Source organism: Actinomycetospora callitridis (assembly GCF_028737265.1).
Taxonomy (GTDB): domain Bacteria; phylum Actinomycetota; class Actinomycetes; order Mycobacteriales; family Pseudonocardiaceae; genus Actinomycetospora; species Actinomycetospora callitridis.
This window is the reverse complement of sequence record NZ_JAQZAK010000001.1, coordinates 1,013,374-1,034,127: the sequence shown is the minus strand read 5'-3', so window position 1 is coordinate 1,034,127 and position 20,754 is coordinate 1,013,374. Positions and strand designations below refer to the sequence as shown.

The following is a 20,754-nucleotide window of genomic DNA, read 5'->3' as shown; positions in this document are numbered from 1 at the left end:
TCAGACACCGTGTCACCTCACCAGACCGGTCATCACGGACAGCGGCACGATCGCGAAACCGATCGTGATCACGGCCGCCACGACGAAAGCGAAGGTCTTGAGCGCGTTCTGCTTCAGCGCGCTGTTGGCGCCGAAGGTCTGGATGGCCGACCAGAGGCCGTGCCGGATGTGGAGACCGAGCGCGACGACGGCCAGGATGTAGAAGAGCGCCACGTACCAGCGGTCGAAGCTCGCGACGAGCTTCAGGTAGGCGCTCTCGTCACCGCCGAGGGGGTTCACCGTCCCCGTGGTCAGGTCGAGGATGTGCCAGATCACGAACAGCGCGATGATCACCCCACCCCAGCGCATCGTGCGGGCGGCGTAGCTGCCCTCCCACCGCTGACGGTGCTGGTACCCGATCGGGCGGGCCTTCTTCGCCTGGTACCAGAGCGAGAACGCGGCCCACATGTGCAGCACGACGCTGCCGACCAGGACCGCGCGGATGCCCCAGAGGACACCCTCGTAGCCGAAGATCGCCTCGCCGATCTCGCGCAGGTGCTGCGAGTAGGCGTCGAACGTCTCGATGCCGAAGAAGACCTTGAGGTTCCCGATCATGTGGGCGATGACGTAGAGCAGGAACACGATGCCGGTCACGGCGATGACCGACTTCTTCCCGACCGAGGTACCCCACGTCCTCGACACGATGTTGCGCTGCGGAGTGATGACCACGTGAAAACGGTAAGTCGCCGCCCCACGAAGCGCTAATGCATGCAACAGCGGCATGGCATAGCTTCTAGCTATGGCGATGACCATCAAACAGCTCAGCTACTTCCTCGCTGTGGTGGACACCGGCCGGTTCACGCAGGCAGCGGCGTTGTGCCGCGTCGCGCAGCCGACGCTGAGCAAACAGATCCGCAGCCTCGAGGAGGACCTGGGCGAGACCCTCGTCACGCGGGGTCACGACAACGTCACACCCACGGCGGCGGGCGAGGCCCTCCTGCCCCTCGCCCGGCGGATCGTGGCGGACTCCGAGACGGCCCGGATGGAGATCGCCGAGCTCGCCGGGCTGCGCAGGGGACGGCTGCGCCTCGGGGCCACCCCGAGCCTGTGCGTCAGCGTCGTGGCCGACGTCCTCGAGGTCTTCCACGGCCGCTACCCGGGCATCGCCCTGCAGATCTCCGAGGGCGGCTCGCAGGACCTCGTGTCCGATCTGCAGCGCGGCCAGCTCGACGTCGCCCTGGTGATCGACCGCGGCGTCACCGTCGCGGACCTCGCGCTGACCCCCGTGCTGCGCGAGGAGCTCGTCGTCGTCTCGGCGCCGGGGTGGCCCGACCTCGGCGACCACATCGGCGTCGCCGAGCTGGCCGCGCACCCGCTGGTGGTCAACCGCCCCGGCTACGAGCTGCGCGAGGTGACGCTCGCGGCGTGCGCGGCCGCCGGCGTGACGCCCCGGATCGCGGTGGAGGGCGGCGAGATGGACGCCGTGCTGCGCATGGTGGAGCGCGGCCTCGGCGTCGCGATCGTGCCGAGCCTCGTGCTGGCCGGGCACCCGACGCTGCGCGCGACCCGCCTCGACGGCGGGGCGTGGAGCCATCGGACGATCTCGCTGGCGCACCGCACGGACGTCGCGCCGACCCGCGCCGCGCAGGCGTTCCGCGAGGACCTGCTGGCCGTGCTCGCGCGCACCTCGCGCACCGGGCACCTGCCCCCGGGTGTGCGCTACGTCCACCCTCCCGCGCTGATCGCCTGAGCCAGCGCCGGCGCGAGGTCGCCGCCCCCGTCGACGGCGACGCCGTCGAGCCCGAGCCACCCGGCCATCGTCGCGAGCTCCGCGGCGAGCTCGGCCGCGACCCGACCGACCTCGACCCCGTCCTCGGCGAACGCGCCCGGCACGTGCAGCACGCCACCGACGCGGTCGGCCTTGAGGTCCACCCGCGCGACGAGGCGCCCGTCGAGCAGGAACGGGAAGACGTAGTACCCGTGCGTGCGCTGCTCGGCCGGGGTGTAGATGCCGATGCGGTAGTGGAAGTCGAAGAGGCGCAGGGTGCGGGCGCGGAACCAGATGAGCGGGTCGAACGGCGCCAGCAGGGCCCGTCCGGTGACGCGGCGCGGCAGCCGGGCCTCGGGCGGTCGGTAGGCCGGCGCCGGCCAGCCCTCGACGTCGACCCGCACCAGCTCGCCGGCGTCGACCAGCTCCGCGACCGCGGCCTGGCTCTCGGCCGGCGGCAGGCGGTGGTGGTCGCGCAGGTCCGGCTCCGTGGCGACGCCCAGCGTCGTGGCGGCGCGGCGGATCAGGGCCCGCATCGACTCGTCGCGCTCCGGGCGCAGGGCGTGGACCGCGGGCGGGATCACGCGCTCGGAGAGCTCGTAGGCGCGGCGGAAGCCGCGGCGCGTGCCCGTGGTGAGCACCCCGGTGGCGAAGAGGTGCTCGCAGGCCACCTTGACGTCCGAGCGCTGCCACCAGCCGCCGTGGGCGCGGGCCACGCGGTCGCCGGCGTCGCCGAGCACCTGCGCGACCTCGCTCGCGTCGAGCGGGCCGTGGGCCTCGATCACCTCGTGGACGGCGTCGAGGATGTCGGGCCGGTGGTCGAGCGCGTTGCCGAGCCAGCGGCTCTGCCGCTTCTCGTTGTCGCGCATCCGCCAGCGGAACAGCGGCCAGTCCTCCACCGGCAGCAGGCTCGCCTCGTGGACCCAGTACTCGACCATCGTGCGGCGCCGTCGCTGCGCGGCCGTCTGCGGCCAGGCCAGCGCGTCGAGGGCGTCGCGGTCGTACGGGCCGAGCCGGGCGAACAGCGGCGCGTAGTGGGCGCGCACGGCGACGTTGACCGAGTCGAGCTGGAGCAGGCCGAGGTGGCGCGCCGTCGCCGCGAGCGTGGCGCGGCTCGGCCGTCCCTTGCGGGCGGCGCCGCCGAATCCCTGGGCGGCGACGGCCGCGCGCCGCGCCTGCGCGGCCGACATCTGCTCCACGTTCCCGATCCTGCCCCAGACCCCCGACAACGCCGGAATCAACCAGCCCACACGGGCGTTGACCAGGGAAAAGAGTTCTGAGGAGGACCCATGGTCGGGGACCGTGTGGAGATCGTCGTCGACGCCGGTGGCACGACGAGGACGTGGGACGTGGAGGCGACGAGGGCCGGGCGTCGCGTGGAGATCGCGCACGGCCGCGGCGTGGTGGAGGTCAGCGAGGTGACCCGCGGCGGGACGCCGGTGCGCACCGCCCGCTTCATGTCCTCGCGGGTGCTCGCGCTCGTCGAGCACCCGGCCCGGCAGGTCCGGCTGGTCGACGACGAGCCGCCGGCGCTGCCGCTGCCGAGACCCGCGTAGCGCACGCCCCGTACCCGGCCGGGTGCGGACGGCGATCATGCTGGTCAGGGTGGTCGCCGTGGCGCAGGATCTCCCCGTGCCCTCCACCGTGCCCGAGATGATCGCCGCGGCGCGGCGCCCCGCCGAGGCTGTCCTCGAGCACGTCGGACCGGGGTCGCAGATCGTCGTCAACGGGTACAACGGCGAGCCGGGGACGGTGATCGACGCCCTCGAGGCGGCCGGCGACCGACTGACCGACGTCCGCCTGCACGAGATGCTCGCGCCCCGGACACGGCCCTCGATCGAGGGCAGGATTCCGGGGCTGCGCCACGTCTCGTGGTTCCTGTCCCCCGCGACGCGCGAGGCGTTCCACGCCGGGCACTGCGATCTGGTGCCCAACAACTTCAGCGACGTGCCGCGCCTGCTGCGCCGCTCGGTGCGCCCGGACCTGGTCGTCGCGTCCGTGTCGCCGCCGGACCGGCACGGCTACTTCTCGCTGGGCACCATCGCCACCCACACCGCGGCGTTCATCGGTGAGCTGCCGTTCTTCGTCGAGGTCAACGCGCAGATGCCGCGCACCTACGGCGGCAACCAGCTCCACATCAGCGACATCGTCGGCTGGTGCGAGGCCGACCGGCCCCTCGTCCTGGCCCCGCCTCCCGAGCCGACCCCGCGCGACCGCACGATCGCCGGGCTCGTCGCCGACCGCATCCCGGACGGCGCCACCCTGCAGGCCGGCATCGGCGCCGTCCCGGACATGGTGCTCGCCGCCCTCGGCGACCACCGCGAGCTGGGAGTGCACAGCGAGGTGCTCGGCACCGGCTTCGTCGACCTCGTGGACCGGGGCGTCGTCACCGGCACGCGGAAGGCCACCCACCGCGGGAAGATCATCACCACGTCCGCGATGGGCGACGCGTCCCTCCACGACTTCGTCGCCGACAACCCCGGGGTCGAGTTCCACCCCGTGGACTACACCAATGACCCGTGGAACATCGCCCGCGAACCGCTGTTCCGGGCGGTGAACGCGGCCCTCGAGGTCGACTTCCTCGGGCAGTGCGCCTCGGAGTCGCTGGGCAGTCAGTACTTCTCGTCCTCCGGCGGCCAGCCCGACTTCGCGCGCGGCGCGATCATGTCCGAGCACGGCGCGGCGTTCATCTGCCTGCACTCGGCCACCCACGACGACACGGTGTCGCGGATCGTCCCGCAGCTGCATCCGGGCGCCGCGGTCACCACGTTCAAGAACATCGTCGACCACGTCGTCACCGAGTACGGGGTCGCCGAGCTGCGCGGCGCCACGATCGCCGAGCGCACGCAGCGCCTCATCGCGATCGCCCACCCGGGTTTCCGCGACGAGCTGACCGCGCAGGCCCGCACGCTGGGGTACCTGTGAGCGCCCCGGCCGAGCCGGAGTGCGTGCCGTTGAGCGACGAGGACCGCGCCATCCTCGACCTCGAGTGCGCCACCGTCGTCGGGCACGTCCTGCACGGATCGATCGTCGACGGGCCGGTGGTGGACGCCGCCGCGTTGCGCGCGCGGATCGCGGCCCGCCTGCCCGCCGCCCCCGAGCTGCGCTACCGCCTCGACGAGCGCGCCGGCGCACCCGTCTGGGTGCCCGACGGCGAGCTCGACCTCGAGCGCCACGTCGTCGACGCCCCCGACGGGCCCTACGACGACGAGGCCCTGCGCGCGCTGGTGGCCGACCGCTTCGCCCAGCACCTCGACCGGACCCGTCCGCTGTGGGCGATCGACGTGGCGCCGCGGGCGGGCGGGGGCACGGCCCTGCTCTGGCGCGTCCACCACGCCCTCGCCGACGGCGCGACGATGACGCGCCTGTCGCACACGGTGCTCTACGACGAGGGTCCCGTCGACGACGCGGGCCGCCCGGCCACGGGGACTGCGGTGTCCCCGCCCGCCACCGTGCGCGCCGACCACGCACGCCGGCGCGCCCACCTCATGGGCGTCCTGCGGCGCGAGTTCACGGTCGGGCCCGCGCGGTCCCCGTTCGACGGGGCGATCTCGGCACGACGCGACGTCGCGTTCCTCGACACCGACCTGGCGGCCCTGCACGCGGCGGCGAGATCGGCCGGGGCGACGGTCAACGACGCCTTCCTCGCCGTGCTGGCGGGCGGGCTGCGGCGCTGGCTCGACCACCACGCGGGCACGGTCACCGACCTGCGCGTCCGCGTCCCGGTGAGCCTGCCCCGCGAGGACCCGTCCGCCGGCAACCGCGACTCGGCCTTCGACCTGCCGCTACCGGTGCACGTCACCGACCCCCTCGAGCGCCTGCGCGCCGTGCACGAGCTGACGACGTGCCGCAAGGACGCCGCCGACGCCGCGCTGCTCGACGACCTCCTGCACCGCCTGGCCGAGGTCTCCCCGCCGCTGCGCCGCGTCGTCGACCGGCTGCGGGCCACCGCCCGCGCGTTCACGGTCAGCGTCTCAGACGTGCCCGGGCCCCGCACGCCCGTGGCGGTCCTGGGCCGTCGCGTCCACGCGACCTGGCCGCTGGCCGAGATCGGCGTCCACCACGCGCTGCGGGTCACCGCGGCGTCGATGGTCGACGTGCTGTCCTTCGGGGTGTGCGTCGACCCGGGCCTCGTCCCGGACGTCGACGTGCTCGCCGACGGCCTGCGCGCGGAGGCCGACCTGCTGGTGACCGCCTGTCAGACCAGGCCGGAGAGCCGCTGAGCCACCTCGCGGTAGCGGCTGACGGCGACGAGGTGGATGCCGTCGACGCCCGCGTCGCGCAGGGCCAGCGCGTGCTCGCAGGCGGCGTCGACGCCCGCCGTGTCGTCCTCCTCGAGCGCGCCGACGAGCCCGTCGGGCAGCTCGAGGTCCATCCCCTCGGCGACCCCCCGGGCCATGTCCGGGCCGGTGGGCACGAGCACGCCGGCGCGGACGGGCACGGTGAGGTCCGCGTGGCGCTCGCGCCACGCCGTCACCGCCGGCAGCGAGAACGTCGGCGCGAGCCACACGACGTCGGCATCGCGCTTCCAACCCGGCAGGTCGCGGCCCGGGGCGGCGACGACGCCGACCGTCAGCGGGGCGTCGTGCTCCTCGGCCAGCGCCCGGGCCTCGCGGAGCATGGCGCCGACCGTCAGCGGGCCGTCCTCGGCGGGGTCGTCGGGCTTGTCGCCCCGGAGCAGCAGCACCTCCTGCACCCCGAGCGCGAGCAGCCCGAGCAGGTCGCGGCGCAGGCCGAGGGTGTTGCGGTCGCGGGCGTTGAGCACGGCGACGGTCTCGTGGCCGCGGCGTCGCACCTCCGCCGCGACCACCAGCCCCGCCACCGCCGCCCGCGCCGTGGCGTTGTCGGGCACGAGGAAGCGCGCGGCGACCGGCGCGAGCGCGTCGAGCTGGCGACCGACCGGAGCGAGGTCCGGGCGGTGCGGGACGTCGAGCTCAGCCGTGACATCGAGAGCCGTCACGTCCAGCGTCATGACACCTCGGTGAGCGACCCGGTGTCGACGTCGTAGAGGAACCCGCGCACGGCGTCGGTGTGGACGAGGAACGGGCAGTCGCGCACGGCGGCCAGGGAGTCGCGGAGGTCCTGCTCGGTGTCGGGGAACGTGCCGGGGACCCAGGTGGGCCTCTGCCCGGTGTCGGCCTCGAGCTCGGCGACGAAGTCGTCGTCGGTGAAGGTCGCCATCCCGCACTTCGTGTGGTGGATCAGCACGACCTCGCGGGTGGAGAGCTTGCGCTGGCTCACCGCGAGCGAGCGCAGGACGTCGTCGGTGACCACGCCACCGGCGTTGCGGATGACGTGGGCCTCGCCGTCGCCGAGTCCGAGCACCCGGTAGACGTCCAGCCGGGCATCCATGCAGGCCACCACGGCCACGCCGCGCGAGGGCGGGCCGGGCAGACCGGGCGTCGAGAACCCCGCCGCGAAGGACGTGTTCGCGGCCAGCAGCTCGTCGGTGGTGCTCATGCGTCCTCCTGGGTGTCGCGGCGAGGCCACACTGCCCGTCCGTCGTGTCCGGATGCCCGCCCGCATCCTGGCGGTCACACGCCGGCGGTGCACCGCGTGGTGATCGGGACGACAGCGGGTCTCTAGGGTCGAGGCATGGCGCTCGCCTCCGTCCGCCCCGCCACCGCCGCCGACGCGACCGCGGTGGCGCAGGTCCAGCGCACGGTGTGGACCTCGGCGTACGCCGAGCTGCTCCCGCCGGGGGCGGTGGACGGGTTCGACGCCGACGCCGTCGCCCGGGCCTGGGCGGACCCGATCGCCGCCGGGGCGGTGCGCATCGCCGTCGAGGGCGACGCGGTGGTCGGCTTCTGCGCGGCGGGGCCGGCGTCGGCCGAGGACCTCGCGGACGCCGCCGGCGCCGTGCCCGAGGACGCGTCCTCGGTGGGCCTGGTCGCCGCGCTGCTCGTCGAACCGCGCTGGGGCCGTCGCGGGCACGCCGGGCGCCTGCTCGTCGAGACCGCCGCCGCCCTGCGCGCCGCGGGGGCGACACGGGCCATCGCCTGGGTGCCCGAACGGGACGTCGCCTCGCGCCGCTTCTACGAGCGCGCCGGCTGGGACCCCGACGGCACGGTGCGCACCCTCGACGCCGGCGGGCGCCCGCTGCGCGAGATCCGCGTCGGCGGCACCCTGGACCTGGAGTTCCGGCCCGAGCCGTCCCTCGACGACCTGGACCTGCCCCTGCTGCCCTGACTCTTCATCTCTCACCTGGGGAGCGCCCGTGCTGGTGGTGTACGGCTTCACCCGCATCGCCGTGGTGGTGCGGCGCTGGTTCGAGATCTCCCCCGAGGCGGTCATGGAGCACGGCGCCCGCATCGAGCTGCGCCTGCTCACCCCGCAGGAGCACCGGGGCAGCGAGTCGGCGGCGCAGCCGACGGTGGTCGACGAGGCCTTCTGGCGCGCCGACCTGTTCGACCGCCTCGACCGGTATCCCGGGGAGTTCTCGGCCGCGCACCTCCACCCGTTCTTCGAGGGCGACGAGCCGTCGGACCGCGTGTGGTCCGCCGAGCTCACCGCCGACCCGTGGGGCTGGCTCGCCGACCAGCTCTCCGACGTCCGCGCCTGGCTCGAGGGCGCCGGGCTCGACCCGGCCCTCGCGGCCGACGACGCCGACGCCGTCCGCGCGGCGGTCCCGCAGATCGTGGCGACGGCGCGGACCTTCGGCCCGGAGCACCGGATGTCGCGCGACGAGGACTTCCGCCTCACCCGGGACGCCGCGGAGCGGGTCCGGCGCATGGTCGCGCTGATCCCCGAGCCCACGTCGGAGGACCGGGAGTACCTGCGGCCCTGGCTCGAGCAGCGCTAGTCGAGATCCAGGAGGGCGTCGAGGCCGACGGTGAGGCCGGGGTGGTCGGCGACGCCGCGGACGGCGAGCAGGACGCCCGGCATGAACGAGCTGCGGTGCAGGGAGTCGTGGCGGATCGTGAGGGTCTCGCCCTCCGAGCCCAGCAGGACCTCCTGGTGCGCGACGAGCCCCGCCATCCGCACCGCGTGCACGGGGATGCCGTCCACCGTGGCGCCGCGGGCGCCGTCGGGGTCGTGCGTGGTGGCGTCCGGACCCGGTCCGACGCCGGCCTCCGCCCGGGCGGCGGCGATCATCTGCGCGGTCCGGGTCGCGGTGCCCGAGGGGGCGTCGGCCTTGCGCGGGTGGTGCAGCTCGACGACCTCGACGGACTCGTAGAACCGGGCCGCCTGGGCGGCGAAGCGCATCATGAGCACCGCGCCGATGCCGAAGTTCGGGACCACGAGCACGCCCTGGCCGGGCTGCAGGCGGCCGCGGACGTCGTCGAGGAGCTCCTCGCCCACGCCGCTCGTGCCGACCACGACGTGCAGGCCGGCGTCGACGCACCAGCGCAGGTTGTCGGCGACGGCCGAGGGGTGGGTGAAGTCGACGACGACGTCGGCGGCCTCCAGCGCCTCGCGCGGGTCGCCCACGTCGACGCGGGCGACGAGCTCGAGGTCGTCGGCCCCGTCGACGGCGGCGCAGGCCTCGGAACCCATGCGCCCCGCGGCGCCCAGCACCCCGACCTTCACGATGGTCGAGCTTCCGCTCCGCTCCGTCTCCGGGATCGTCACTCCACCATCTCCCGCACCTCGTCCGGCAGCTCGTCGGCGTCACCGTAGGGGCCGACGACCGCGGCCGCGCGGGGCCCCGTGAGCAGCTCGGACGCGAGCGCGGCGACGTCGGCGGCGCCGACCCCGTCGATCCGCTCGAGGGTCGAGGCGAGGTCGGTGGCGCGGTCGAGTCCGCCGTGGTCGAGCTCGCGACGCCCGAGGCGGGTCATGCGCGACGAGGTCTCCTCGAGCCCGAGCACCAGCTCGCCGCGCAGCTGCCCGCGCGCCCGCGCGAGCTCCGCGTCGGTGATGCCGTGGGCCGCGAGGTCGCCGAGCTCGTCGCGGACGACCGACGCCGCGGCGCCGAGGCGCTCGGGCGCGCAGCCCACGTAGACCGCGAGCGTGCCGGCGTCGGTGTAGCCCGTCGTCGACGAATAGACGGAGTACGCGAGACCCCGCTGCTCACGGACCTGCTGGAACAGTCGCGAGCTCATGCCGCCGCCGAGCACGGTGGACAGCACCTGCAGGGCAGGCCAGCGGGGATCCGCGCGGCGCAGCGAGGGCACGCCGAGCATGAGGTGGGCCTGCTCGGTGTCCTCGTCGCGCACCCCGAGCCGCCCATCCGGCGGGTACACAGGCGACGTCGCGGGCGTCTCGCCGGCGGTCCGGTGCCACGGCTGCGCCGGGCCGTCGAGGCGCGACCCGTAGGCCGCCTCGACCGCGGCGAGCACGTCGGCGTGCACGACGTTGCCGGCCACCGCGAGCACGGAGCGCGCCGGGACGTAGTGGCACGCGTGGAAGTCCGCGAGGCGGTCGCGGGTCATGCCCGTGACCGTCTCCTCGGTGCCGATCACCGGCAGGCCGAGCGGGTGCGCGCCGAAGAGCAGCGCGTCGAAGTCGTCGGCCAGCAGGTCCTCGGGGTCCTCGTCGCGGCCGGCGATCTCGGAGAGCACGACGTCCCGCTCGAGCTCGACGTCGGGCGTGGCCATGACGGCGTCGAGCACCACGTCGCCGAGCACGTCGACCGCGAGCGGCATGTCGCGGTCGAGCACGTGCGCGTAGAAGCAGGTGCTCTCCTTGCCGGTGAACGCGTTGAGGTCGCCGCCGACGGCGTCGATCTCCTCCGCGATCGCCCGCGCCGAGCGGCGCCGCGTCCCCTTGAACAGCAGGTGCTCGAGGAAGTGCGCGGCGCCGTGCGCGCCGGTGCCGACGGCGGGCTCGTCGCGCGAGCCCACGTCGACCCAGAGCCCGACCGAGGCCGAACGGGCCCCGGCCACGTGCTCGGTGACCACCCGCAGGCCCCCGGGCAGCACGGTGCGTGCTACTCCGGGGGCCGGGTGTTCGGTCGCACCGGTTCCCGTCGGGGAGGTACCGAGAGCCGTTCCGATGGTCGAGCTCCGCTGCGCTACGTCTCCGGTCACTCCGGCGACGAACCCCCGATGGCGCCGGTGACGGCGCCGGAGGTCGCGGCGGCCGGGGCCGACTCGGCCGGGGCCGGGGCGTCGGAGCCCGCGGCGTCGGACCCGCCGTCGCCGTTGGTGGCGGCGGCCGCGTCCTCCTCCTGGACCGGGATCAGGCTGATCTTGCCGCGGTTGTCGATGTCGGTGATCTCGACGCGCAGCTTGTCGCCGACGTTGACGACGTCCTCGACCTTGCCGATGCGCTTGCCGCCGCCGAGCTTCGAGATGTGCACCAGGCCGTCGCGGCCGGGCAGCAGCGAGACGAACGCGCCGAACGCGGCGGTCTTGACCACCGTGCCGAGGAAGCGCTCGCCGATCTTCGGCAGCTGCGGGTTGGCGATGGCGTTGATCCGGTCGATCGCGGCCTGGGCGCTGGGCCCGTCCGCCGCACCGACGTAGATCGTGCCGTCGTCCTCGATGGAGATGTCGGCGCCGGTCTCCTCGGTGATCGAGTTGATCATCTTGCCCTTCGGGCCGATGACCTCGCCGATCTTGTCGACGGGCACCTTCACCGTCGTGATGCGCGGGGCGAACTCGCTCATCTCGTCGGGCGCGTCGATGGCCTCGGCCATGACGTCGAGGATCGCGAGGCGGGCGCCGCGGGCCTGCGTCAGCGCCTTGCCCAGCACCTCGGACGGGATGCCGTCGAGCTTGGTGTCGAGCTGGAGCGCGGTCACGAAGTCCTTCGTGCCGGCGACCTTGAAGTCCATGTCACCGAACGCGTCCTCGGCACCGAGGATGTCGGTCAGCGCGACGAACTTCTGCTCGCCGTCGACCTCGCCCGAGACGAGGCCCATGGCGATGCCCGCGACCGGGGCCTTCAGCGGCACACCGGCGTTGAGCAGCGACATCGTCGAGGCGCAGACCGAGCCCATCGAGGTGGACCCGTTGGAGCCCAGGGCCTCGGAGACCTGCCGGATCGCGTAGGGGAACTCCTCGCGGGTGGGCAGCACCGGCACGAGCGCCCGCTCGGCGAGCGCGCCGTGGCCGATCTCGCGGCGCTTGGGCGAGCCCACGCGGCCGGTCTCGCCGGTGGAGAACGGCGGGAAGTTGTAGTGGTGCATGTACCGCTTGGTGGTCTCCGGGCCGAGCGAGTCGATGTTCTGCTCGAGCCGGAGCATGTTCAGCGTGGTGACGCCCAGGATCTGGGTCTCGCCGCGCTCGAACAGCGCCGAGCCGTGCGCCCGCGGGATCACCTCGACCTCGGCGGCCAGCGGACGGATGTCCGTGGTGCCGCGGCCGTCGATGCGGAAGCCGTCGGTGAGGATCCGCTTGCGGACCGTCGACTTGTTGAGCGAGCGGAACGCCTCGCCGATCTCCTTCTCGCGGCCCTCGAACTTGGGCCCGAGCTCGGTGACCAGGCGGTCCTTGATGGCGTCCTGGGCGTCGTCGCGCTCGTGCTTGCCGGCGATCGACATCGTCTTGTCCAGCTCGTCGCCGACCGCGGACGTGACCGCGGAGAGGACGTCGTCCTGGTACGCCGGGAAGGTCGGGTAGTCCTTCGTCGTCGTCCCGGTGGCGCGGTAGAGCTCCTTCTGCGCCTCGCACAGGGTGCGGATGAACGGCTTGGCCGCCTCCATGCCCTGGGCGACGATCTCCTCGGTGGGCGCCGGGGCGCCCTCGCCGATGAGACCGATGGCGTGGTCGGTGGCCTCGGCCTCGACCATCGCGATGGCGACGTCGCCGCCGTCGGCCGTGATCGACCCGGCGATGACCATGTCGAACACGGCGCTCTTGAGCTGCTCCCAGGTCGGGAACGCGACCCACTGGCCGTTGATCAGCGCGACCCGCGTCGCCCCGATCGGCCCGTCGAAGGGCAGGCCCGAGATCTGGGTGGACGCCGACGCGGCGTTGATCGCCAGGACGTCGTAGGGGTCCTTCGGGTCCAGGCTCTGGACCGTGATGACGACCTGGACCTCGTTGCGCAGGTTGCCGACGAAGGTCGGGCGCAAGGGGCGGTCGATGAGCCGGCAGGTGAGGATCGCGTCCGTGGACGGGCGGCCCTCGCGGCGGAAGAACGAGCCGGGGATCCGGCCCGCGGCGTACATGCGCTCCTCGACGTCGACCGTCAGCGGGAAGAAGTCGAAGTTGTCCTTCGGCCGCTTCGAGGCGGTCGTCGCGGAGAGCAGCATCGTGTCGTCGTCGAGATAGGCGACGACGGCGCCGGCCGCCTGACGGGCCAGACGGCCCGTCTCGAAGCGGACGGTGCGGGTGCCGTAGGCACCGTTGTCCAGCACCGCGGTGGTCTCGTGGACACCGTCGGTGGATGTGGCAGTCGTGGTTGCGGACTGGGTCATGAGGGTTCCTCCTCGTGGCCCCACCACGTCCCGCCCCCGGCTCTCTCCGCGACGCGGTCGGCGAGCGAGCGGTCATCGATCGAAGCCCCCGGGCTCCGCCCCAGTACCGATGACTGGGGACGATTCCGGGGGCCACTACCGAGGACCGGCCGACGCGCGGGCGTCGCGGATTCGCGGGCGGTGGTGGTCGGGCCGATGTGTGGTGCGCACGCCTCCGCGCCGACCGGCATCGTGGCCGGTCGGCGCGGAGCGGGCGCGGGATTCAGGGCAGCCTCGTCAGCGACGCAGCCCCAGCCGCTCGATCAGCGAGCGGTAGCGGGCGACGTCGACGGAGGCGACGTACTTGAGCAGGCGCCGGCGGCGGCCGACCAGCAGCAGCAGCCCGCGACGCGAGTGGTGGTCGTGCTTGTGCATCTTGAGGTGCTCGGTGAGCCGCACGATGCGCTGCGTCAGCAGCGCGACCTGCGCTTCGGGCGACCCGGTGTCGGTCTCGTGCACGCCGTACTCGGCGAGCGTCGACTTCTTCTGCTCGGTGGTCAGTGCCACGGGGGTGGTGCTCCTTCTGTGCCATCGGTGCCGTGACGATCGGCGGCACCCGCCACGACGAGCTCGTCGGGGGATGTCGCACGCTCGCGGGGGACGGGCACGCCCGGTCCACCCGCCGCCCGGCCACCACGGACCGCAGCCAGGCGAATCAAGGACCAGTGTAGCGACGAGCCCGACACCGGCCGCTGCGGGCCTGCCGCACCCGTCGTCCCGGCCCGGCTCATCCCCCGGCGGCGGCCCGGCGGAGCAACCCGGCCAGCGACGGGAAGCCGGGGTCGAGCGCGGCCGCGGCCGCGGCGAGCTCCTCCGGTCCGGCGACGGTGCGCAGGAGGTCGTAGTCGTTGCGGAGCTCCGCCTCCCGGACCTCTCGGAGCAGGCGGGCCACCGCCTCCGGGCCGCTGCCCGCGTCGCCGGCGGCGATCCGCTGCTCGAGCAGGAGGAGCCGGCCCAGCACCGCGGGCGACCCGATCTTGACCCGCCGGCCGCTCATGAGCTGGGAGAGCATCGGGGAGCTCACCCCCAGCGCCACGGCCAGCACCGCCTGGGAGACGTCGAGGGCGCCCAGGAGACGACGCAGGCGGTCGCCCAGCGGCTCACCGTAGAAGCGGCGCTGCAGCTCCCGGTTGCGCCGTACGGCGTCGGCCCTGCCCTCCTGCCTGCCTTCCTGCCCGCCCAACCCGCCACCCTCCGGCTCTCCCCGCGCGGCGATCGTGACAGCCGGGCCGCGGCGGTGGGTGCCGTTCGGGGAAACCGGCTCAGACGCCCAGGACCTCGCGGGTGCGCACCACGTCGCTGTCCATCGTGGCGATGAGCTCGTCGATCGAGTCGAAGCGGTCCATCCCCCGGATGCGCTCGACGAAGTCGACCGCGACGCGGGCGCCGTAGAGGTCCTCGTCGGTGTCGAGCACGAACGCCTCGACAGTGCGCTCACGTCCCGAGAACGTCGGGTTGGTGCCCACCGACGTCGCTGCCGCGCGCTTCTGCCCGCGGTGGTGGAACCAGCACGCGTACACCCCGTCCGCCGGGATCGCGGCGTGCTCGCCGCAGTCGACGTTCGCGGTCGGGTAGCCGAGCTCGCGGCCCCGCTGGTCACCGCGCACGACGACGCCCTCGAGGCGGTGCGGCCGGCCGAGCGCCTCGGCGGCGGCCCGGACGTCGCCGGCGCTGATGCAGGCGCGCACGTAGGTCGACGAGAAGGTCACCGGCGACCCGGTCAGCGCGACCGAGGGATCGGCGACGAGGTCGACGCCCTCGGCGGCGAAGCCGAACCGCTGACCCAGGCGCTCGAGCTCGGTGACGTCCCCGGCGGCGCGGTAGCCGTAGGTGAAGTTGCGGCCGACGACCACCATCGCCGCGTGCAGCCGGTCGACGAGCAGCTCGTGCACGAACTCGTCCGGCGCCACGCGGGCGAGGTCGGGCGTGAACGGCAGCACCCAGAAGGCGTCGATCCCGAGCTCGGCGACCAGCTCCGCGCGCCGGGCGAGCGACGTCAGCCGGGCCGGGTGGGTGCCGGGGCGCAGCACCGAGGCGGGGTGCGGGTCGAACGTGATCAGCACGGTCGGCAGGCCCAGCTCGCGGCCGTGGGCGACCGCGCGGGCGATGAGCTGCTGGTGGCCACGGTGGACCCCGTCGAAGACGCCGATCGTCACCACGCATCGACCCCAGCCCGACGGCACACCGTCGAGTCCCCGCCAGCGTTGCACGGCGGCGAGCCTACGGGCGGGGCCCGCCCCGGCGCCGTGTCGGTCGCGCGTCGGTGATCACGTCCCGGCCGGCGCGAGCACCAGGACGGGGCGGGCGGAGCCGCGGTCGTCGGCGACGAGCCCGACGACGTGCCCGTCGGGCCCGAAGACCCCCACCGTCCCGGGCCGGCCCGCGGCCGCGAGCGGGCGGCCGTGCGCCAGGCCCGCGGCCTCGTCGGCGTCCGCGTCGCGGCGCGGGAAGGCCGTGGCGACGGCGGCGTCGAGGTCCAGCGACAGCGCCGCACGCCCCTGCTGCTCCTCCTCGCCGGCCAGGGTCTCGAGGGTGCGGGCGTGGGCGAGGGTGAACGGGCCGACCCGCGTGCGCCGCAGCGCCGTGAGGTGCCCGCCGACGCCGAGCCCGGCGCCGAGGTCGCGGGCCAGGGCGCGGACGTAGGTGCCCGACGAGCAGTCGACGAGCACGTCGAGGTCGCGGAACGGGCCCTCCGTGCGTGCCGCGAGCACGTCGAAGCGTCCGACCGTCACCGGTCGGGCGTCGAGCCGGACCTCCTCGCCGGCCCGGGCGCGCTCGTAGGCCCGGCGGCCGTCGACCTTGATCGCCGACACGCTGCTCGGCACCTGCTGGATCTCGCCCGTCAGGGCCGCCACGCCCTCGGCCACCGCGTCGTCGCCGACCCCGGCGGCGTCGACCGCGTCGCCGATCGGCTCGCCCTCCGCGTCGTCGGTGTCGGTGGCCAGGCCGAGCCGGATCGTCGCGAGGTAGGTCTTGGTGTCCAGCGCCAGGTGCCCGAGGAGCTTGGTGGCCCTCTCGACGCCCAGCACCAGGACGCCGGTGGCCATCGGGTCGAGCGTGCCCGCGTGCCCGACCTTGCGCGTGCCCATGAGGCGCCGCGCCCGCCCCACGACGTCGTGGGACGTCCAGCCCGCCGGCTTGTCCACCACGAGCAGCCCCGGCGGCGGGGGCTCACGGCGTTCCCGGGGTGCTCCCCCACCACGTCCCCCACCACGTCCCGGCACGGCGGGTCACTATGCCCGCCCTCACGGATCCGGCCGACCGCGGGATCAGCAGGCATCCTGGAGCCGTGAGCACCCCGACGCGTACCGACGTCCTCGTCGTGGGCGCCGGCCCCGCCGGCTCGGCCGCCGCGGCCTGGGCGGCCGACGCCGGCCACGACGTCGTCCTCGCCGACGCCGCGGTCTTCCCGCGCGACAAGGCGTGCGGCGACGGCCTGACCCCGCGGGCCATCGCCGAGCTGGAGCACCTGGGCCTGGGCGACTGGGTGCGCGGGCGGGGCCAGAACCGCGGCCTGCGCGCCGCCGGGTTCGGGCAGCTGTTGGCCCTGCCGTGGCCCGGCGGCTCGCTGCCGGCGCACGGCGGCGCGGTGGCGCGCACCGAGCTCGACGCCCGCATCCGGACCGTGGCCCTGGAGCGGGGCGCGCAGCCGGTGGAGGGCGCCCGCGCGGTGGACGTCGAGCGCGACGGCGACCGGGTGTCCGGCGTGGTGTTCGACACCGACGACGGCCCGCGGACCATCGCGTGCCGCCGCCTCGTGGTCGCCGACGGCGCGCGCTCGACCCTGGGGCGGGTGCTCGGTCGGGTGTGGCACCGCGACACGGCCTACGGCGTCGCCGCCCGCGCCTACGTCCGCTCCGGCCGCCACGACGACGAGTGGATCTCGTCGCACCTGGAGCTGCGCGGCACCGACGACGAGGTGCTCTCCGGCTACGGCTGGGTGTTCCCGCTGCACGACGGGCACGTGAACATCGGCGTCGGAACCCTCGCCACGGAGGCCCGCCCCGCCAACGTGCGGCTGCGCTCGCTGATCGCGCACTACGCCGAGCAGCGCCGCGAGGACTGGCAGCTCGAGGGCGAGGTGCGCGACGTCGCGTCGGCGCTGCTGCCGATGGGCGGCGCCGTGTCCGGCGTCTCCGGCCCCAACTGGGCGCTCGTGGGCGACGCCGCCGGGCTGGTGAACCCGCTCAACGGCGAGGGCATCGACTACGGCCTGGAGAGCGGGCGGACCATCGCGGGCCTGCTCGGGGACGACGACGACCTCTCGCTCGCCTGGCCGGCGACGCTGCGCCGCCAGTACGGCTCGGCGTTCTCGATCGCCCGGCGCCTCGCCGGTCTGCTGACGGTGCCGCGCCTGCTGCCCCTCGCGGGGCCGGTGGGCATGCGCTCGCGGATGTTGATGACGGTGGCCCTGCGCGTCATGGGCAACCTCGTCACCGAGGAGGACGCCGACCTCGTCGCCCGCGCCTGGCGCGGTGCGGGCCGGGCGTCCCTGCGCGCCGACGAGCTGCCACCCTTCCCCGCCGCCGACCTGCGCACTCCGCTCGCGGCGAGCTGAGCCCACGATCCGGCGTCAGGCACGGCCGGTCCGCGCCCGTGGGACCGCGACGATCGGCTCGCGCGGGCGCGGGACGTCCCCGGGCCCGTGGTGCCAGACCGGCGTGATCGCGAGCCACGGCGGCGTGCCGGGCGGACCCGCGTAGGGCACGCCGAGCCAGCCCGCCGTCGTGCCGCCCACGGGGTCGCCCGCCCAGACCAGCACCAGGTGGCGCAGGCCGTCGGGGTCGTCCGCGGCGCCCGGGACGAGGCCGGGCCACCACGTCTGGCCCGACTGGTCCTCGACGCACGGCTCGTAGCGCCGCGCGTTGTCCTCCGCGGCCAGCCTGCGGACGTCGCTGGCGGCGTCCCACCGGATGCCCGACCGCCAGTCGTGCTCGTCGTCGTCCTCCACGGGGTGCAGGCGGCGGTCGGCGACCTTCATCAGCAGCATCCGGCGCACGCCGATCCGCAGGACGAGGGCCTGCTGCACCGAGGTGACCACCACCCCGCGCGCCGCCCACCGCTCGTGGTCGACCCGCAGGAGCAGCGTGCGAATGTTCTCCGACGCCGTGATGCCGAGCGAGGTGGCGGTGTCGCCCGCGACCACGGGGTCGTACCGGTCGACGTTGCGCTCCCACACGTCGGCCACCGTGGCCTCGACGAGCTCGGCCAGCCCGGCGTCGCGGATCGCCGCGAGCACGTCGTCCAGCCAGCCGCTCACCTGCGCGTCCCACCTCATGGGGACATGGCACCACCGACCCCCGACAGTGCTCCCCGAGAATGCGGCGATCCTGTGTCGAGAACCGGGCGGCGGCTCCGTCCCAGGGGTACGAGCGGCCGAGGAGGGTCGCCACGACGAAGGAGAACGACCGTGAAGTACCTGATGCTGAAGCACTACCGCGGCGGTCCGACCCCGGCCGTGGACTCCCCGCCCATGGACCAGTGGACGCCCGAGGAGGTCGACGCCCACATGACGTACATGAGCGACTTCGCGAAGCGCCTGGTGGAGACCGGCGAGTTCGTCGACAGCCAGGCCCTGTCGGCCGAGGGCGCGTTCGTCCGCCACGACGGCGAGGGGCGCCCGCCGGTCACCGACGGCCCGTTCGCGGAGACCAAGGACCTCATCGCCGGCTGGATGATCATCGACGTGGAGTCCTGGGACCGCGCGCTCGAGCTCGCAGGCGAGCTGTCCGCCGCGCCCGGCGCCGGTGGCAGGCCGATCCACGAGTGGCTCGAGGTCCGGCCCTTCCTCACCGGCGTGCCGGGGAACACCGAGTGATCACGGACGGGCTGCGGGAGCTCGTCCCCGCGGTGATCGGCGTCCTCGTCCGGCGCGGAGCGGACTTCGCGTCGGCCGAGGACGCCGTGCAGGAGGCCCTGATCCGGGCGCTCGAGACCTGGCCCGACGACCCGCCGCGTGACCCGAAGGCGTGGCTCGTGGCGGCGGCCTGGCGCAAGTTCCTCGACGCGGTCCGGTCGGAGTCGTCGCGCCAGGGCCGGGAGCTCGCGGTCGACCTCGAGCCGCCCGCCGGCCCGGTGACCGGCGCCGACGACACGCTGCGCCTCTACTTCCTGTGCGCCCACCCGACGCTGCCGGCGGCGTCGGCCGTCGCGCTGACGCTGCGCGCGGTCGGCGGCCTGACGACGCGGCAGATCGCGACCGCCTACCTGGTCCCCGAGGCGACCATGGCGCAGCGGATCAGCCGGGCGAAGAAGCGGATCGAGGGTCTGCCGCTCGACCAGCCCGGCGACCTCGGCACCGTCCTCCGGGTGCTCTACCTCGTGTTCAACGAGGGCTACGGCGCCGACAGCACCGAGCACACCGACCTGGCGGACGAGGCGATCCGCATCGCCCGCCAGCTCGCCGCGCTCACCGACGACCCGGAGGTCGCGGGGTTGCTCGCGCTCATGCTGCTGCACCACGCGCGCCGCGCCACGCGCACCGGAGCGGGCGGACGCCTGATCCCCCTCGCCGAGCAGGACCGGTCGCGCTGGGACACCGGCATGATCGCCGAGGGCGTGGCCGTCCTGCAGGCTGCGCTGGCCCGCGACCGCCTCGGCGACTACCAGGCCCAGGCGGCCATCGCGGCGCTGCACGCGGACGCCCCGAGCACCGCGGAGACGGACTGGGTGCAGATCGTGGAGTGGTACGACGAGCTGCTGGCGCTCACCGACAGCCCGGTGGTGCGGCTCAACCGCGCGGTGGCGGTCGGCGAGGCCGACGGCGCGCAGGCCGGCCTCGCGGCGCTGGCCGACCTCGATCCCGACCTGCCCCGCCACGCGGCGGTGGCCGCGCATCTCCACGAGCGCGCCGGCGACCTCGCACGCGCCGCGGAGCTCTACGCCGAGGCCTCCCGGACCGCGACCAGCGTGCCGGAGCGCGACCACCTCACCCGTGAGACCGCGCGCGTGCGGCAGCTGCTGCGGCCGTGACCTGCGGCGGTCGACGACGACCGTGTCCTAGCGTGCGGGCGCATGACCATCCGAGCGGTCGTGTTCGACATCGGTGGGGTCCTCGAGATCACCCCCGCCATGGATTTCGACGCGCGGTGGGAGAACGACCTCGGCCTGGCGACCGGAACGGTCTTCCAGTGCCTCGGCGACGTGTTCGCCGCCGGCAGCCTCGGTGAGGTGACCGAGGCCGAGGTGCTCGGGGCGGTGCGCGAGCGGCTCGAGGTCGGCCGCGAGAAGGCCGACGAGATGATGGCGATCGTGTGGGAGCAGTACCTCGGGACCGCGAACACCGAGCTCATCGCCTGGGCGCGGCGGCTGCGACCCGCCCACCGGACCGGCATCCTGAGCAACAGCTTCGTGGGGGCACGAGAACGCGAGCACGCCGCCTACGGGTTCGGCGACCTGGTCGACGTCCTCGTCTACTCCCACGAGGTCGGGGTGGCGAAGCCCGACCCTCGGGCCTACGAGATCACCTGCGAACGGCTGGGGGTCAGTCCCGGCGAGGCCGCGTTCCTCGACGACGTGGAGGCCGCGGTGGACGGCGCAAGCGCGGTCGGGATGCGGGCGGTGCTCTACCGGGACAACGCCCAGGCCATCGAGGAGCTCGAGAGCCTGATCGCTTCCACGACCTGAGGTCCCGAGTGCTCGCTCGCCGGTGCCGTTGCCG

The 20,754-nt window shown here is 74.4% G+C and carries 22 protein-coding genes; 10 read left to right on the top strand and 12 right to left on the bottom strand.

Translation table 11 applies throughout. The features are described from left to right. Positions 1 to 12 precede the first annotated feature (12 nt). Positions 13 to 708 (bottom strand): succinate dehydrogenase cytochrome b subunit, encoded by a 696-nt coding sequence (locus PH191_RS04990; RefSeq protein ID WP_274193486.1) that lies wholly within the window; start codon positions 706 to 708, stop codon positions 13 to 15. A 76-nt stretch (positions 709 to 784) separates the two neighbouring features. Between PH191_RS04990 and PH191_RS04985 the strand changes: the two genes are divergently transcribed. Beyond that, positions 785 to 1,729, top strand: coding sequence for a LysR family transcriptional regulator (locus PH191_RS04985; RefSeq protein WP_274193694.1), 945 nt, complete (start codon positions 785 to 787; stop codon positions 1,727 to 1,729). On the opposite strand, the gene PH191_RS04980 is transcribed toward PH191_RS04985, so the two are convergent. After that, positions 1,699 to 2,937, bottom strand: a complete 1,239-nt coding sequence (locus PH191_RS04980; protein WP_274193693.1) for a winged helix-turn-helix domain-containing protein — start codon at positions 2,935 to 2,937, stop codon at positions 1,699 to 1,701. The genes PH191_RS04985 and PH191_RS04980 overlap by 31 nt on opposite strands. A 99-nt stretch (positions 2,938 to 3,036) precedes the next feature. On the opposite strand from PH191_RS04980, the gene PH191_RS04975 reads away from it, so the two are divergent. The 3 genes from PH191_RS04975 to PH191_RS04965 are packed head-to-tail and all read left to right on the top strand — an operon-like array spanning position 3,037 to position 5,970. After that, positions 3,037 to 3,303, top strand: coding sequence for a hypothetical protein (locus PH191_RS04975; RefSeq protein WP_274193485.1), 267 nt, complete (start codon positions 3,037 to 3,039; stop codon positions 3,301 to 3,303). Positions 3,304 to 3,340: 37 nt separating this feature from the next. After that, positions 3,341 to 4,672 carry an acetyl-CoA hydrolase/transferase family protein gene (locus PH191_RS04970; protein WP_274193484.1) on the top strand — a complete coding sequence of 444 codons (1,332 nt, stop codon included), beginning with the start codon at positions 3,341 to 3,343 and terminating at the stop codon, positions 4,670 to 4,672. Further along, positions 4,669 to 5,970, top strand: a complete 1,302-nt coding sequence (locus PH191_RS04965; RefSeq protein WP_274193483.1) for a WS/DGAT domain-containing protein — start codon at positions 4,669 to 4,671, stop codon at positions 5,968 to 5,970. The genes PH191_RS04970 and PH191_RS04965 overlap by 4 nt, the downstream gene beginning before the upstream one ends. Here the strand turns inward: PH191_RS04965 and PH191_RS04960 are convergent. Both PH191_RS04960 and PH191_RS04955 read right to left on the bottom strand, forming a co-directional pair. Then, entirely contained in the window at positions 5,946 to 6,719 is a 774-nt protein-coding gene (locus PH191_RS04960; RefSeq protein WP_274193482.1) for a hypothetical protein, read from the bottom strand. The two genes, PH191_RS04965 and PH191_RS04960, sit on opposite strands and share 25 nt — an antisense overlap. After that, positions 6,716 to 7,207, bottom strand: coding sequence for a beta-class carbonic anhydrase (locus tag PH191_RS04955; RefSeq protein WP_274193481.1), 492 nt, complete (start codon positions 7,205 to 7,207; stop codon positions 6,716 to 6,718). The genes PH191_RS04960 and PH191_RS04955 overlap by 4 nt, the downstream gene beginning before the upstream one ends. A gap of 135 nt (positions 7,208 to 7,342) precedes the next feature. Between PH191_RS04955 and PH191_RS04950 the strand changes: the two genes are divergently transcribed. Together PH191_RS04950 and PH191_RS04945 are read left to right on the top strand one after the other, a co-directional pair. Continuing rightward, complete coding sequence (locus PH191_RS04950) at positions 7,343 to 7,936, top strand: GNAT family N-acetyltransferase (RefSeq protein ID WP_274193480.1); 594 nt, start codon at positions 7,343 to 7,345, stop codon at positions 7,934 to 7,936. Between the two features lie 28 nt (positions 7,937 to 7,964). After that, complete coding sequence (locus PH191_RS04945; protein ID WP_274193479.1) at positions 7,965 to 8,549, top strand: hypothetical protein; 585 nt, start codon at positions 7,965 to 7,967, stop codon at positions 8,547 to 8,549. On the opposite strand, the gene dapB is transcribed toward PH191_RS04945, so the two are convergent. The 7 genes from dapB to truB form a co-directional block, all read right to left on the bottom strand. Continuing rightward, on the bottom strand, positions 8,546 to 9,277 hold the full coding sequence (gene dapB / locus PH191_RS04940) for a 4-hydroxy-tetrahydrodipicolinate reductase (protein WP_274193478.1): 732 nt from the start codon (positions 9,275 to 9,277) through the stop codon (positions 8,546 to 8,548). The genes PH191_RS04945 and dapB overlap by 4 nt on opposite strands. A 38-nt stretch (positions 9,278 to 9,315) precedes the next feature. After that, complete coding sequence (locus tag PH191_RS04935) at positions 9,316 to 10,719, bottom strand: M16 family metallopeptidase (protein ID WP_420791749.1); 1,404 nt, start codon at positions 10,717 to 10,719, stop codon at positions 9,316 to 9,318. After that, entirely contained in the window at positions 10,716 to 13,055 is a 2,340-nt protein-coding gene (locus PH191_RS04930; protein ID WP_274193476.1) for a polyribonucleotide nucleotidyltransferase, read from the bottom strand. Before PH191_RS04930 ends, PH191_RS04935 begins: the two co-directional genes overlap by 4 nt. Before the next feature lie 276 nt (positions 13,056 to 13,331). Next, complete coding sequence (gene rpsO, locus PH191_RS04925) at positions 13,332 to 13,601, bottom strand: 30S ribosomal protein S15 (protein WP_274189140.1); 270 nt, start codon at positions 13,599 to 13,601, stop codon at positions 13,332 to 13,334. Positions 13,602 to 13,821: 220 nt separating this feature from the next. Continuing rightward, positions 13,822 to 14,277 (bottom strand): helix-turn-helix domain-containing protein, encoded by a 456-nt coding sequence (locus PH191_RS04920; protein WP_274193475.1) that lies wholly within the window; start codon positions 14,275 to 14,277, stop codon positions 13,822 to 13,824. Between the two features lie 79 nt (positions 14,278 to 14,356). Continuing rightward, positions 14,357 to 15,304 carry a bifunctional riboflavin kinase/FAD synthetase gene (locus PH191_RS04915; protein ID WP_274193474.1) on the bottom strand — a complete coding sequence of 316 codons (948 nt, stop codon included), beginning with the start codon at positions 15,302 to 15,304 and terminating at the stop codon, positions 14,357 to 14,359. 57 nt (positions 15,305 to 15,361) lie between these two features. Then, the gene (truB, locus tag PH191_RS04910; protein WP_274193473.1) at positions 15,362 to 16,318 is read right to left on the bottom strand and encodes a tRNA pseudouridine(55) synthase TruB; all 957 of its coding nucleotides are present in this window, start codon (positions 16,316 to 16,318) and stop codon (positions 15,362 to 15,364) included. Positions 16,319 to 16,383: 65 nt separating this feature from the next. Here truB and PH191_RS04905 point away from each other — a divergent pair, with 65 nt between their 5' ends. Then, positions 16,384 to 17,652 (top strand): geranylgeranyl reductase family protein, encoded by a 1,269-nt coding sequence (locus PH191_RS04905; RefSeq protein ID WP_274193472.1) that lies wholly within the window; start codon positions 16,384 to 16,386, stop codon positions 17,650 to 17,652. Positions 17,653 to 17,667: 15 nt separating this feature from the next. On the opposite strand, the gene PH191_RS04900 is transcribed toward PH191_RS04905, so the two are convergent. After that, positions 17,668 to 18,372 (bottom strand): hypothetical protein, encoded by a 705-nt coding sequence (locus PH191_RS04900; protein ID WP_274193471.1) that lies wholly within the window; start codon positions 18,370 to 18,372, stop codon positions 17,668 to 17,670. Between the two features lie 144 nt (positions 18,373 to 18,516). Between PH191_RS04900 and PH191_RS04895 the strand changes: the two genes are divergently transcribed. The 3 genes from PH191_RS04895 to PH191_RS04885 are packed head-to-tail and all read left to right on the top strand — an operon-like array spanning position 18,517 to position 20,720. Beyond that, complete coding sequence (locus tag PH191_RS04895; RefSeq protein WP_274193692.1) at positions 18,517 to 18,912, top strand: YciI family protein; 396 nt, start codon at positions 18,517 to 18,519, stop codon at positions 18,910 to 18,912. Continuing rightward, the gene (locus PH191_RS04890) at positions 18,909 to 20,066 is read left to right on the top strand and encodes an RNA polymerase sigma factor (RefSeq protein ID WP_420791748.1); all 1,158 of its coding nucleotides are present in this window, start codon (positions 18,909 to 18,911) and stop codon (positions 20,064 to 20,066) included. Before PH191_RS04895 ends, PH191_RS04890 begins: the two co-directional genes overlap by 4 nt. 42 nt (positions 20,067 to 20,108) lie before the next feature. Continuing rightward, complete coding sequence (locus PH191_RS04885; RefSeq protein ID WP_274193470.1) at positions 20,109 to 20,720, top strand: HAD family hydrolase; 612 nt, start codon at positions 20,109 to 20,111, stop codon at positions 20,718 to 20,720. Positions 20,721 to 20,754: the final 34 nt, after the last annotated feature.

Bases quoted from the DNA above. Each gene is read 5' to 3' on its own strand.
- PH191_RS04985 (WP_274193694.1), top strand. From the start codon at position 785: ATGACCATCAAACAGCTCAGCTACTTCCTCGCTGTGGTGGACACCGGC.
- PH191_RS04980 (WP_274193693.1), bottom strand. From the start codon at position 2,937: ATGTCGGCCGCGCAGGCGCGGCGCGCGGCCGTCGCCGCCCAGGGATTC.
- PH191_RS04975 (WP_274193485.1), top strand. From the start codon at position 3,037: ATGGTCGGGGACCGTGTGGAGATCGTCGTCGACGCCGGTGGCACGACG.
- PH191_RS04970 (WP_274193484.1), top strand. From the start codon at position 3,341: ATGCTGGTCAGGGTGGTCGCCGTGGCGCAGGATCTCCCCGTGCCCTCC.
- PH191_RS04960 (WP_274193482.1), bottom strand. From the start codon at position 6,719: ATGACGCTGGACGTGACGGCTCTCGATGTCACGGCTGAGCTCGACGTC.
- PH191_RS04955 (WP_274193481.1), bottom strand. From the start codon at position 7,207: ATGAGCACCACCGACGAGCTGCTGGCCGCGAACACGTCCTTCGCGGCG.
- PH191_RS04950 (WP_274193480.1), top strand. From the start codon at position 7,343: ATGGCGCTCGCCTCCGTCCGCCCCGCCACCGCCGCCGACGCGACCGCG.
- PH191_RS04930 (WP_274193476.1), bottom strand. From the start codon at position 13,055: ATGACCCAGTCCGCAACCACGACTGCCACATCCACCGACGGTGTCCAC.
- PH191_RS04900 (WP_274193471.1), bottom strand. From the start codon at position 18,372: ATGAGGTGGGACGCGCAGGTGAGCGGCTGGCTGGACGACGTGCTCGCG.
- PH191_RS04895 (WP_274193692.1), top strand. From the start codon at position 18,517: ATGCTGAAGCACTACCGCGGCGGTCCGACCCCGGCCGTGGACTCCCCG.
- PH191_RS04885 (WP_274193470.1), top strand. From the start codon at position 20,109: ATGACCATCCGAGCGGTCGTGTTCGACATCGGTGGGGTCCTCGAGATC.